The sequence below is a fragment of the Metabacillus sp. RB-C-LZQ-3-1 genome (genome assembly GCF_058315175.1).
Window position 1 is genome coordinate 1 of record NZ_JBZFLI010000037.1, and the last position, 13,141, is coordinate 13,141.

At 36.5% G+C, this 13,141-nt stretch carries 11 protein-coding genes; 8 read left to right on the top strand and 3 right to left on the bottom strand.

Annotated elements, in window-relative coordinates; translation table 11 throughout:
* Window positions 1–414 precede the first annotated feature (414 nt).
* The 3 genes from AC4GZ8_RS25795 to hxlA form a co-directional block, all read right to left on the bottom strand.
* Window positions 415–1,401 carry a Gfo/Idh/MocA family protein gene (locus tag AC4GZ8_RS25795; RefSeq protein WP_491084752.1) on the bottom strand — a complete coding sequence of 329 codons (987 nt, stop codon included), beginning with the start codon at window positions 1,399–1,401 and terminating at the stop codon, window positions 415–417.
* A 358-nt stretch (window positions 1,402–1,759) separates the two neighbouring features.
* Complete coding sequence (gene hxlB / locus AC4GZ8_RS25800) at window positions 1,760–2,317, bottom strand: 6-phospho-3-hexuloisomerase (protein ID WP_031538337.1); 558 nt, start codon at window positions 2,315–2,317, stop codon at window positions 1,760–1,762.
* Between the two features lie 8 nt (window positions 2,318–2,325).
* Window positions 2,326–2,958, bottom strand: coding sequence for a 3-hexulose-6-phosphate synthase (gene hxlA, locus AC4GZ8_RS25805; RefSeq protein ID WP_031538336.1), 633 nt, complete (start codon window positions 2,956–2,958; stop codon window positions 2,326–2,328).
* A 203-nt stretch (window positions 2,959–3,161) separates the two neighbouring features.
* Here hxlA and AC4GZ8_RS25810 point away from each other — a divergent pair, with 203 nt between their 5' ends.
* The 8 genes from AC4GZ8_RS25810 to AC4GZ8_RS25845 all read left to right on the top strand — a co-directional run bounded on the left by AC4GZ8_RS25810 (window position 3,162) and on the right by AC4GZ8_RS25845 (window position 13,052).
* Window positions 3,162–3,527 (top strand): winged helix-turn-helix transcriptional regulator, encoded by a 366-nt coding sequence (locus tag AC4GZ8_RS25810; RefSeq protein WP_031538335.1) that lies wholly within the window; start codon window positions 3,162–3,164, stop codon window positions 3,525–3,527.
* Window positions 3,528–4,001: 474 nt separating this feature from the next.
* Window positions 4,002–4,166, top strand: coding sequence for a hypothetical protein (locus AC4GZ8_RS25815; protein WP_155986760.1), 165 nt, complete (start codon window positions 4,002–4,004; stop codon window positions 4,164–4,166).
* Between the two features lie 96 nt (window positions 4,167–4,262).
* The gene (gene zwf, locus AC4GZ8_RS25820) at window positions 4,263–5,735 is read left to right on the top strand and encodes a glucose-6-phosphate dehydrogenase (protein WP_491084753.1); all 1,473 of its coding nucleotides are present in this window, start codon (window positions 4,263–4,265) and stop codon (window positions 5,733–5,735) included.
* A gap of 198 nt (window positions 5,736–5,933) precedes the next feature.
* A complete protein-coding gene (gnd, locus tag AC4GZ8_RS25825; RefSeq protein WP_031538333.1) occupies window positions 5,934–6,827 on the top strand; it encodes a phosphogluconate dehydrogenase (NAD(+)-dependent, decarboxylating) in 894 nt (297 codons plus the stop codon).
* A gap of 346 nt (window positions 6,828–7,173) precedes the next feature.
* A complete protein-coding gene (locus tag AC4GZ8_RS25830; protein WP_031538332.1) occupies window positions 7,174–7,665 on the top strand; it encodes a hypothetical protein in 492 nt (163 codons plus the stop codon).
* Window positions 7,666–7,905: 240 nt separating this feature from the next.
* The gene (locus AC4GZ8_RS25835) at window positions 7,906–9,243 is read left to right on the top strand and encodes a glucose-6-phosphate isomerase (RefSeq protein WP_066154493.1); all 1,338 of its coding nucleotides are present in this window, start codon (window positions 7,906–7,908) and stop codon (window positions 9,241–9,243) included.
* 204 nt (window positions 9,244–9,447) lie between these two features.
* A complete protein-coding gene (locus tag AC4GZ8_RS25840; protein ID WP_491084754.1) occupies window positions 9,448–10,014 on the top strand; it encodes a recombinase family protein in 567 nt (188 codons plus the stop codon).
* 89 nt (window positions 10,015–10,103) lie between these two features.
* Complete coding sequence (locus AC4GZ8_RS25845) at window positions 10,104–13,052, top strand: Tn3 family transposase (RefSeq protein WP_491084755.1); 2,949 nt, start codon at window positions 10,104–10,106, stop codon at window positions 13,050–13,052.
* Window positions 13,053–13,141 lie beyond the last annotated feature (89 nt).

A 13,141-nucleotide genomic window follows, 5' to 3' on the forward strand; every position in this document is an offset into this window, starting at 1 on the left:
GGGGTACGACCGAGGTACTTGTAAAAAAGGGTCATAGCATGGATTTTTTTTACATTTACAACCCTTTTTACTCTGTAGGGTAGGGTGGGGTCAGAAAAGTGCGGTTGTTGGTAGGATCCTAATAGGGGTAGTGTCATTGTCGCTACTCCTATTAAGGAATACTTAAACTAAATCACAAATTAATAAGAAGAAACACATCTTAAAAAATGAGCATTGAACCTTTGCATAATAAGCAAAAGTCCTTTAAAATTTGTTAGCCGGGTAGAAAATGCTATAATGCTCTTATAAAAAAGAATGGATGCAAAATAGTTTAGGTAAGTTCTAAAACGATTTCTTTTATTCTTCGACAAACAGGCCAGATTCGTAATTTCTCAAGAGAATAATACAAGTCGCTGTAGGGGTTTTTGTGTTTTTTCACTTATGATCACTTTGATATACAAGACCTATTTCATCTCTCACTTTATCCAACACTTGTATCGTGGTGTATGAATTTTTATATGAGTTAGTATCAGACTCTGTTTTTCCTCGGTTGATTAATTCAATAAATTCTTTCACTTCGTAATACATAGCTGGATGAGATTGGTCGACTGTTAATTGTTCAACCGTGCCGTCAGTGTAGTGAATTTCTACTTTTTCAGCCGTATGAATCTTATCAATCATGATACTTCCTTTTTCGCCTTGAATTTCGCTTGGTAAATAAGAGTTCGTTATTTTGGAATACATCACAATCGCATCTTTATCATCATATTTTAAGATGACGCTACCTTCACCATCCACACCCGAATCAAGCATAATGCCAGTTGCCTTCACTTCTTTTGGTTCACCAAATAATGTAATAAGTGGATACAAACAATAGACACCAAGGTCCATTAATGAACCGTTCGCAAACTTTGGATTGAAGGCATTAAGGACAATTCCTTCTTTGTATTTATCATAACGAGATGAATACTGACAATAGCTTGCAAAGTATCTACGGATAGGACCAATTTTATGTAAATTATCTTGAATGACCTTGAAGTTTGGAAGTAAGGTTGATTTCATTGCTTCCATTAATAGGGCGTTATGATCTTTTGCGGCTTGAATCATCCTCGCTACTTCGGTTGCATTAACAGCCAGTGGCTTTTCACATAACACATGTTTGCCATTTTGCAAAAATAAAATAGCTTGTTCTGCGTGATATGAATTGGGAGTAGCAATGTACACCGCGTCAATTTCTTGACTAACTGCCATTTCTTTTAGGTTTGTAAATATTTTTGTTACTCCATATTTACTTGCAAATTCTTCTGCTCTACTAATCGTGCGAGAATAAACAGCAGTTAGTTTAAAATCTTCTACATCATTTGCTGCTTCAAGTAATCTTTCTGTAATCCAATTAGTACCGATTACGCCGAATCGAACCATTTATTCAACCTCATTCCTTTGTTTTATAAAACGAAGAGTTTTGTTTACTACACTTATGAAGCGTTTTTCATCGCCAATAGGATTTTATTTTCCCATAAAAAAACTTATATAGACATGGGGCCTACCAGTGAAATATTGGTGATAACCCAAATAGGGCTCATACTGTGAGTGATGGCTAAATTCTTGGCTGTGCCCCACCCAATAATGATCTCTGATCCGGCCATAGAAGGGACTGAATCAGAGGCTATTTTTTCTTTCCTGTATGGACTGTGTTATTTGTAATATGCAGTAAAGACCGCAATTCATAAAAGAAATAAATGCGGTCTTTACGATGTTTCCATATTTTTTAAAGTGTACTCTATTCGAGATTGGCATGTTTGCCGTACATTTTAGTAGAGTCTAAGCCTTTTTTTTCCATAAAACGCAAGATCAATGCATCATAAAATAATAACATCGTTTGCTCAAAAAGTGACCCCATTGGTTGTATGGTCTTATATTCACTTTCAGATTGATCTTTCGGTGATCCAGGCAATTTAATGATAATATCAGCTAATTTTCCAATCGTGGAGTCAGGGGAAATCGTTACAGCTGCGACCGTCCCACCTAAACTTTTTGCTTTTTCAGCGATTGAAACCAAGGTTTTCGTTTCACCTGAACCTGAACCGATGATCAACAAATCACCTTTTTCTAAATTTGCTGTTACAGTTTCACCGACTACATAAGCATCGATCCCCATGTGCATCATTCTCATCACGAAAGATTTGCCCATAAATCCAGATCTGCCCGCACCTGCAACAAAGATTTTTTTGGATTCCAGAATCTTATTAACCAACTTCTCTGCTTCTTCGTCAGAGATTAAGTCGACTGTCCGACTTAATTCTTGAACGACTTCAGCTAAATATTGAGTAGTTTTCATAGTTATAATTAACCTTGTTTAATTAATTCTTGCATTTTAGCTGCAACTGCTTTTTTATCGTCTTTGCTTGTGATACCGCCACCTACGATGACAAGATCTGGTTGTACTTTAATCACATCTGGAAGTGTTTCTAATTTGATTCCGCCTGCAATAGCAGTTTTCGCATTTTTTACAACGCTCTTAATGGTTGCAAGGTCTTCGAAAGAATTTTTTCCTACAGCTTGAAGGTCATAACCTGTGTGAACGCAGATATAATCTACTCCTAGTTCATCCAGTTCTTTCGCACGACCTTCAATGTCTTTAACTGCGATCATATCAGCAAGGATTTGTTTACCTTGTTTTTTTGCTTCTTCTACAGCACCTTTAATGGACTCGTCTTCAGCTGTACCAAGAATGGTGATGATGTCAGCGCCTGCTGCAGATGCTTGGCTAACTTCATATCCAGCTGCATCCATGATTTTAAGGTCAGCTAATACAGTTAAGTTAGGGAAGGCAGCTTTCACTTCCTTTACTGCTTTAAGGCCTTCATTAATCACAACCGGCGTGCCGATTTCTACAACATCTATATGATTTTCTACTTCTTTCACCAATTCAATGGCTCCTGGAATATCTACAAGATCTAATGCTAATTGTAATTTCATTTATTACTCGCTCCTTATATAATAGTATATTGTGCCGTATAGCTTTCTTTTGCACAGTGTTATTGTATCCAATTGATAGCTATTTACTAACGGTATGATACTCAGTATACTGGGTATGTTACTAAATTAAAAGTATGCACTTTTTTATCATATAGTAACAAAAAGTATACTATGGGACATAATAAGGGTTGGAGGTGAAATGAATGCCGAATCTTGGGGAAAAAGTGTTTAATTGTGAAAAAGAATTGACTCTTTCGATTATTGGTGGAAAATGGAAAATGTTGGTATTGTGGCATCTAGGAAAAGAAGGAACCAAACGTTTTGGTGAACTAAAGGCCCTCATGCCGGGTATCACTCAAAGAATGCTTGTTAATCAATTGCGCGAACTTGAAGACCATTTGATTGTTCATCGTGAAGTCTATCCTGTCGTTCCACCAAAAGTTGAATACTCACTCACTGAGTATGGAAGAAGTCTGATGCCTATTCTGGATGCTATGTATGACTGGGGTAAAGATTATATTGAGAATGTATTGGAAAAAGAAACAGAAAACAAATCGTCTATTCAGTAGAAAAAAGAGTTTCTCCTAGGGGTTCGAAAAAGTGTAAAAAAGTTCATATACTAACAAACCACGGTTAGCTATCTTAATAAAGATGCTGTCCGTGTTTTTTTATATCTCTACGTATTTAAAAGGTTGAAAAAACACAACATTTAAACACAACATTTAATAAAAGAATCAGTTACTAAAAAGCCAAGGGCAGCGAATCTTGTATAATCGCTGTCCTTGGCTTTTCACTCTTGGTATTGGATTCAAGTTTATAGTATTATTTTTAACACTATGTTATACCAATGTATCTATATGTTAATAAAGTGCGTACTTTCAAAAGTATAACATACGTAATATACTGATTTTGCTCAAGTAATAGCGAGCTTAAAGAATACTACCAAACCTTAAGGGAATACTGCTACAAGCATGGTGAGATGAAGTGAAACTTCATTTAATAATTTATACATGTTGTTGCTTTTTACGAAAGGAGAGATCCGCATGGAAAGGTTCAAAACTAAGCAGCGAAAAGTTTGTGAAAGATGTCTAATCATCACCATAAATAATGAAACCTGTCCAAAATGTGGACATTCTCAATTAAGAGATATCATTATTACCGGACAAGCTGGGAGAAATAAACGAAACTTACATCCAAAAGTAGGATAACGCAATAGCGAAAATCCTTGTTGTTTTGTAGGGGAAACGAAGAAAATCAGACATTTTTCTATTTGAAAATGCTTTGAAAAAGTGGAGGAATGAAAAGTGGATTCTATGACGTTTGTCTTATTTGGGGCAACTGGGGATTTAGCTAAGCGAAAAATCTACCCTGCCTTGTTTAATTTATATTTGAATCAAAAATTACCAGATTCTTTTTTGATCATTGGTGTAGGAATAGACGAAATGTCTGATGTTGATTTTCAAAACCATGTAACAGACTCGCTATACACTTTTTCTAGACACTTGATAAATGATAAATCCGAAAAACAAGAGTTTGTAAAGGCATTTCGTTATTGCCAGTTAGATTTCACGAATGCTGAAGGGTATAAGAAGTTAGTTGAAGTCGTTCAACAAAATGAAAAAGACCAGAGTATTGAAGAGAATCGAATGTTTTATCTTTCTGTTGCTCCTGAATTCTTTGATGTAATTGCTTTGAACATCAAGGAGAGTGGATTAGGCTCGACAAAAGGATGGAAACGATTAATGATCGAAAAACCATTTGGGCGTGATTTAAAATCTGCTCAAGATTTAAATGAAAAACTAAGCAAAGCTTTTGAAGAAGACGAAATTTTCAGGATTGACCATTATCTTGGAAAACCGATGGTTCAAAACCTTGAAGCTTTAGAATTTGCCAACCCTGTGCTGCAATCACTATGGAACAATCGGTATATTGCCAATGTGCAAATAACGGCTAGTGAAACGGTTGGTGTAGAAGAGAGAGCTAGTTATTATGAAAAAGCAGGGGCTATTCGTGATATGGTCCAAAATCATATGATGCAGCTGTTGATGATGACGGCCATGCATCAGCCAAAACAGATGAGCACGAACGATATCCGTACAGTGAAAAGAAAAGTTATGGACTCTCTTCGGCCTGTACAGAAAGATACTGTAGGTATCCACGTTGTTCGTGGTCAATATGGACCGGGGGAAATAAAGGGTAAACCTGTAGTCGGATATTTAGAAGAACCTGGAGTGAATGCTTCTTCCACAAACGATACATTTGTGGCTGCTCGTTTATGGATTGATAGTTCATTCTGGTATGGGGTGCCATTTTATATCCGGACAGGAAAAAGAATGAAGGAAAAGTCGACGCGGATTGTGATTGAATTCAAGAATCCAACGAAAAATGTGTATACTAACGAGAATCAATTTGCAGAACCCAATCTATTAGTTATCAAAGTAAGTCCAAATGAGGGTGTGTCGATGCAATTAAATAGCAAAAATTTAACAAATGGAAATTTGGAGCCGATAATTGTTGACTTCTCAGCAAGTACAAAAGACATACCAGAAGCTTATGAACTCTTAATATTCGATGCTCTGCGTGGGGACTCTACCTTCTTTGCTCATTGGGACGAAGTTGAATTATCTTGGAAATGGGTACAGCCCGTTTTAGAGGCGTTTGAGGAAAATGCCCTTCCACTCCACCTATATCAAGCCGGTTCGATGGGGCCACAAGCTGCTTCGCAATTATTGGAGGAGGATGGTTTTAAATGGTGGGAAACTAGGGGGGGAGTTTAATCCGCACCTCCCTGGAAGGCTATTGGTATGAAGAGAGCAAACCGAGGTTGGATTTGACAGATAATTGTTACGCGATTTACCCAAGGAACTTAAAGTATTTGTTGAATCCTTATGGTTCCATAAGGAGACCATGAAGAACAACAAATGGGTAGCATAATAATACACGCTATTTTTTGTAATTTAAAGGAGGAAACTCAAGTGAAAGTAGGATTAATTGGATTAGGGAAAATGGGTATGAACTTAGGAAAAAACTTAATTGACAATAAACACCGTGTAATGGCGTTTGATCTAAATACAAATACTATTGAAGAAATTAAAAAATATGGAGTTGAAGGAGCATCCAGTTTACAAGATCTTGTTCAATCATTAGAAAAGCCACGAGTTGTTTGGATAATGGTCCCACACTCCGTCGTTGATTCAGTTATTAGTGAAATCACACCATTTCTAAGTGAAGGAGATATCGTCATTGAAGCTGGTAATTCGCATTATAAGGAATCCATTCGTCGTTACGAACAGTTGAAGAAAGTTGGAGTGAGCTTTATGGATGCCGGTACTTCTGGGGGGATGGAAGGTGCTCGCTATGGTGCTTGTTATATGATTGGTGGAGATCCTGAAGCATGGAGCATTGTCGAGCCGATTTTTAGAGATACAGCTGTAGATAATGGGTATTTATATGCTGGGAAATCTGGTAGTGGCCACTTCTTAAAAATGGTCCACAATGGAATAGAATACGGAATGATGGCCGCCATTGGTGAAGGATTCGAAGTCCTGGAAAAAAGCGATTTCGATTTTGACTATGAAAAAGTGGCACGGGTGTGGAATAACGGTTCTGTCATCCGCTCATGGCTCATGGAATTGACAGAACGCGCATTTTCTAAAGATGCAAAATTAGATGAAATTAAGGGCATTATGCATTCTTCTGGGGAAGGGAAATGGACAGTTGAAACCGCTTTGGATCTTCAAACAGCTACCCCTGTTATCGCTATGTCTTTACTAATGCGTTACCGTTCATTAGACAATGATACATTTACAGGTAAAGTGGTAGCTTCCCTTCGTAATGAATTTGGCGGACATGCTGTGGAAAAATCATAAAGTCATCTGCTGTATATGTCTTTCGTTAAAATGAGCCGGAAATTCATTGGATTTTTAGTTTGGTATATCCCAAAAATTGGTAGATTTACTTAAGTCGTTGATAGTGCTAACTATGTTGATTGAAGCGGAAGGAGCGAGACTCCTCGAAAATGCATTCACATTTTCTCGTGCGGTGCCTATTCACGGATGATGATTCAACGTCCTGCGGGAAAAACATGACAAGGGAGACCCCGCAGCCGCACAGCGCCGAGGAGGCTCCCGGCTCGCCCGCGGAAAGCGAGCACCTGGAGCCAACAGACAAGTTTAACAGAGCCAAAAAAATAAAACAATATTGAGGTGTGACATCATGAACGTATTGGATGCAAAAATCATTAACACACAATATGGTTTAGAAACCTATTTAGACATGGTGAAGAATATCGAAGTAAAAGAACTCCATTCTCCATCAGATAATGAGCCCTTTTATGAAATAGTATTAGGGATAGAGTATTTTCTTCTAAGGGACGGAAAATATTATGATAGTGAAAGGAATTATTTTCGGATTCAAATGAGCGAAGATTTTAATTCAATCACGTTAAGAGAGACAGATACCGAAAGTTTATTTGCTGTCAAAACCGAACACGAGAGAGACTCAACTAAGCTACTGGTTGGAGAATGGCTTATAAAAACCAATGCTTTCAAGCAAGTAATAAGTGAACTGATCCAACAAAAGAAAATGGAGAATGTTCAAAATGAGGGAGACACTCGAAAAGTATTAGGAACGATAAGATTCTTGGAAATATTACTTGAAATCAAAACAGAAGACATACTAAGTGCCGATGTAGAGAGGGACCATTGAGTTTTCTTAATACTAACTATCTTTTAATGTACGCTATTGATAATTACACGGTCCCACTAAGGATTTCTCAAAATTGAAAAGGGGGAGTTTAAATGTGTTTTTAAAAACTTCCCTTATATACTGTAGAAAAGGAGAATGCACTAACATGAAACGTTTTACTATGCCGAGAGATCTTTTTTACGGAGAAGGATCTCCGATTGAAGCAGCTAAGCTAAATTTGATTGAAAGGGGAAGTAATGTATGACTATTTCGTTTGATTACTCCAATGCATTAGCATTTATGAAAAAGAGTGAAGTAGATAATCTAAGTGAATTTGTAAAAGTGGCTCATAAAATGCTACATGAAAAAACAGGCCCCGGCTCTGATTATCTTGGTTGGGTCGATTTGCCACTAAACTATGATAAGAGTGAATTTGAAAGAATTAAACAAGCTGCTGAAAGAATCAAGAAACATTCAGACGCAATGGTTGTAATTGGTATTGGTGGTTCGTATTTGGGTGCAAGATCAGCTATAGAAGCTTTGTCCCATAGCTTTCATAACCAAATGAACGATAAGACAAAAGTGTATTTTGCCGGTCACAATATCAGTTCTACTTATATATCTCATTTATTTGAACTATTAGAGGGGAAAGATATCTCTGTTAACGTCATTTCCAAATCAGGAACAACGACAGAGCCAGCCCTTGCTTTCCGTATTTTTCGTGACTATATGGAGAAAAAATACGGAAAAGAAGAGGCGAGAAAACGTATTTTTGCCACTACAGATCAGGAAAAAGGCGTATTAAAAAAGCTTGCGGACAAAGAAGGATATGAAACGTTTGTTATTCCGGATGATGTAGGTGGAAGGTATTCTGTGCTAACAGCAGTTGGTCTCTTACCAATTGCCGTAGCAGGACTTGATATTGATCATATGATGGAAGGGGCAGCAGCAGCAGCCCGTAAATACAACAATCCTGATTTATTGACAAATGAGAGCTATCAGTATGCTGCGGTCCGAAATGTACTCTACAATAAGGGAAAAGCAATTGAAGTGCTTGTTAACTATGAGCCCTCCCTTCACTACGTATCGGAATGGTGGAAGCAGCTGTTTGGGGAAAGTGAAGGAAAAGATCAAAAGGGGCTATTCCCTGCTTCCGTTGATTTTTCAACGGATTTGCATTCCATGGGGCAATATGTACAAGAAGGTCGACGAAACCTTTTAGAAACGGTTTTACAGATTAAGAAACCTCGAATTGAAGTGACTATTCAGGAGGATCCAGAAAATATTGATGGATTAAACTTCCTGGCAGGTAAGACGATGGATGAAGTCAACAAAAGTGCATTTCAGGGTACCCTTATGGCCCATATAGATGGAGAAGTACCTAATCTCGTGATTGAACTGGATGAAATGAATGAATACACTTACGGTGAGATGGTTTACTTTTTTGAGAAGGCATGTGGGATTAGTGGCCATCTATTAGGAGTTAACCCATTTGACCAGCCTGGAGTCGAAGCATACAAGAAGAATATGTTTGCTTTACTTGACAAACCTGGTTTTGAAGCAGAAAAAGCTACTCTCATGGAGCGTTTATCAAAATAATTATATCTGATTGGTTTTGTATTAATAAAAAGATTGTTACCAAAAACCATATTTTTTGTAACAATATTTATGAGAAATACTGATGCTTGATTTTACTAATTTTATAGGTTACCAAAAATAATTACCAAAAGTTTTACCAAATACTTTTACAAAAATGATGTCTCTTGTACAATTAGATTATTAAATTGTGCAGGAGGCTTCTTTATGATAATCGGTTATGCTCGAGTTTCGACAGTTGACCAAAATTTAGACCGACAAATTATATTACTTTCTGAGTACGGCTGTGAAAAAATGGTTCAAGAGAAATTTACTGGGACTACAAAGGATAGAGATGGACTTAACTCATTGCTAGATGTAATAAGGAAAGGTGATACCGTTGTAGTAGAAAGTATTTCACGCTTAGGGAGAAAAACACTTGATATTCTTTCTATTATTCAGCAATTCGAGGATACTGGTGTAAAGTTCGTTTCTATTAAGGAGAACATGGATACAAGAACATCAACGGGAAAAGCCATGTTTCAAATGATGTGTGTCATCGCAGAGTTAGAAAGAAATTTAATTGTAGAAAGAGTTAAAGAAGGGTTAGAAGCGAGTAAAAGAAGAGGAAAAAAACTAGGAAGGCCTAAAGTGGATCAAGGGAAAATTGAAATAGCCTTGAGGATGTATGACAGTAAAGAATACTCGGTAAAAGAAATTGTAGAAGGTACAAGACTTTCACAGGGATCATTATATCGAGCGATTAATAAAAGAAAACTAGTAGAAGCAAATTAATAATCTCTTATATTTTTAGGGAATTATGTGACGGACTAGGGCAGCTACTCTGTCACCACCCCCAACTTAATTTGAATGGAGTTGGTAATTTGGCATCTATAGAACGTACGGCTTATCCAAGATTTAAAAAACGTCCTACTTCAAAAGAACTTCGTGATGTTTACTCCCCTACACCTGAAGAAAACCAATTTGCGCATAAAGTTGCTAGAGGACCTGTTTCAGTTCTAAGTCTATTAGTTATGTTAAAGTCTTTCCAACGACTTGGTTACTTTCCTCGACCGAAAGATATTCCTGTAGAGATCATGATTCATATTCGGACCTGTTTGAATCTCTCTGCTAGTGTTGAACCGAATTACAATAGTAAATCAATTTACCGACATCAAAAAGCAATTAGAGATTACCTCAATGTACGTCCTTATGGAAAAGAAGCCTTACATATTGCAACTACTTCAATTTATAAGGCTACACAGGTAATGGACAATCCAGCCGATCTTATCAACGTATCCATTGAAATATTAATAAAAGAAAGGTGTGAATTACCTGCTTTTAGTACATTAGATCGATTGGCTCGTCGTATAAGAACATTAGTGAATCACCAGTTATTTAATTCAGTATTTTCAAAATTGACTCCTGAAATTGAGCGAAAATTAGATCAATTACTAGTTACTAAAAATGATAATCGGACTTCTGAATATAACTTATTAAAAGAAATTCCAAAAAGCGCAACACTTTCGCATATGAAAGAAATACAAAATAGGTTACTTCTGTTAACTGATTTTATAGAAGAAATTGATAGCTTACTAGAGGATATTCCAAATTTAAAAATTAAACACTTCGCTTTAGAAGCAAAAGCGCTTGATGCATCAGAATTAAAAGACTTTAATTTAGCTAAAAGATATATGCTGCTACTTTGTATGATTTATCGCTCAAAAATTTCAGCTATAGATAGTTTGGTAGAAATGTTTCTCAAAAGAGTCAGAACAATACATAACAAAGGCAAAGAGGAGCTAGAACTTCTTCGAGAAAAACATAGATCAAAAACTGAAAATCTTATATCTGTTTTGGCGGAAGTCCTGGATACCACAAGTATAAATGAGGACGATACCTTGACCGGTCAAAAAATAAAGGAGCTATTAGGAAAAAGAGGTGGTATCGACTCATTAAAAGAAGATTGCGAATCCATTTCATCATATAATGGCAATAACTACCTTCCTCTTTTATGGAAATTCTATAAAAGTCACAGGAAAACTCTTTTTAGATTGATTAGTATGATTGAAATAGATTCAACCACTCAGGATCAATCACTTTTAGAAGCCTTGCAATTTTTACGTGATCATGAGAACCGGAAAATTGAAAATCTACAAATCGATTTTGATCTTTCATTTGCTAGTGAACAGTGGAAAAAAACAATTTATGTTCCTAAAGAAAATAACTTAATACATCGTAAACACCTTGAAATCTGTATTTTTTCCTATCTTGCGAGCGAGTTAAAAACGGGAGACCTTTGTGTGAAAGGATCAGAAAATTTTGCCGATTACCGTGAACAGCTCCTTTCTTGGGATGAGTGTAAGCCTATGGTATCTGAATACTGTAAAGAACTCGGTTTTTCTTCAAATTCAGAAGATTTTGTTCAACAATTAAAGCACTGGCTAGAGGATACTGCACAAAAAGTAGATATAAGTTACCCTGATAACGGCCAGGTAATCATTAATGAAAATGGAGAACCCACGTTAAGAAAAATAATGAGAAAAGAACAACCTCAGACAAGTAAGGCGTTAGAGGCAGTTATTTCTCAACGGCTACCTGAACGAAATGTCTTAGATATTCTTTGTAATGTTGCACATTGGACAAAATGGACACGGCATTTTGGACCATTATCTGGTTCAGATCCTAAGATTGAAAATGCAATCGAACGTTATATCATTACTTCTTTTGGGTACGGATGTAATTTAGGACCAACACAGACTTCTAAGCACATGAAAAAGGCAGTAACCCCACACATGATTTCATTTGTAAATCGGCGACACATTAATGCATCTAAAATTGACGAAGCTATTCGTGACATTTTAAATCAATACAATCAATTTAGTTTACCTAAACTATGGGGTGATGGAAAATCGGCTGCTGCGGATGGAACAAAATTTGATCTCTACGAAGAAAACTTAATCTCTGAATACCACATTCGATACGGAGGTTATGGGGGGATTGCATATCATCATGTTTCAGATACTTATATTGCACTCTTTAGTCACTTCATTCCATGTGGAGTTTGGGAAGCAGTTTATATTATTGATGGTTTGCTGAAAAATAAATCAGACATTCAGCCCGATACGTTACATGCTGATACGCAAGGTCAATCAACGCCTGTTTTTGCACTTGCACATTTATTGGGGATTAATTTAATGCCTCGTATTCGAAATTGGAAGGATTTAAAATTTTACAGGGCTGATAAGGACACAAAATATCACCACATTGATCAGTTGTTTAGTGATACCGTTGACTGGGACCTAATTGAAACACACTGGCAAGATCTGCTCCAAGTGGTTCTTTCTATAAAAGCTGGTAAAATATTACCCTCTACACTACTTAGAAAACTAAGTAACTATAGTAGAAAAAACCGATTATATCAAGCTTTTAGGGAATTAGGAAGGATTGTAAGAACTGTATTTTTGCTTAAATATATTTCTGATATAAAACTAAGAGAGCAAATTGGTGCTAGTACAAACAAAGTCGAAGCATATAACGGCTTTTCCAAATGGCTATTTTTTGGTGGCGATGGGATCATTTCAGAAAATGATCCAGAAGAACAAGAAAAGCGAATTAAATATAATGATTTAGTTGCCAACGCAGTAATATTCCAAAATGTATGTGATATAACACTTATTTTGTGGGAACTTTCTAAAGAAGGCTATGTATTTTCAAAAGAAGATATTGTCATGCTTAGCCCTTATCTGACTAGGCATATAAAACGTTTCGGAGACTATATGATCGATTTAGAAAATATTCCACAACCAATCGAGGAAGATATTCCTGTATAGTATATAAGAAAGTAAAGAGCAAGAAAGGGTTATAAATGGTAAACAATACCATACTATGACCCTTTTTTACATGTATCTCGGTCGTACCC

Coding starts and splice junctions, on each gene's coding strand:
- AC4GZ8_RS25830 (WP_031538332.1), top strand. CDS start 7,174: ATGAACGTATTGGATGCAAAAATCATTAACACACAATATGGTTTAGAA.
- AC4GZ8_RS25835 (WP_066154493.1), top strand. CDS start 7,906: ATGACTATTTCGTTTGATTACTCCAATGCATTAGCATTTATGAAAAAG.
- AC4GZ8_RS25795 (WP_491084752.1), bottom strand. CDS start 1,401: ATGGTTCGATTCGGCGTAATCGGTACTAATTGGATTACAGAAAGATTA.
- AC4GZ8_RS25840 (WP_491084754.1), top strand. CDS start 9,448: ATGATAATCGGTTATGCTCGAGTTTCGACAGTTGACCAAAATTTAGAC.
- AC4GZ8_RS25815 (WP_155986760.1), top strand. CDS start 4,002: ATGGAAAGGTTCAAAACTAAGCAGCGAAAAGTTTGTGAAAGATGTCTA.
- hxlA (WP_031538336.1), bottom strand. CDS start 2,958: ATGAAATTACAATTAGCATTAGATCTTGTAGATATTCCAGGAGCCATT.
- hxlB (WP_031538337.1), bottom strand. CDS start 2,317: ATGAAAACTACTCAATATTTAGCTGAAGTCGTTCAAGAATTAAGTCGG.
- AC4GZ8_RS25810 (WP_031538335.1), top strand. CDS start 3,162: ATGCCGAATCTTGGGGAAAAAGTGTTTAATTGTGAAAAAGAATTGACT.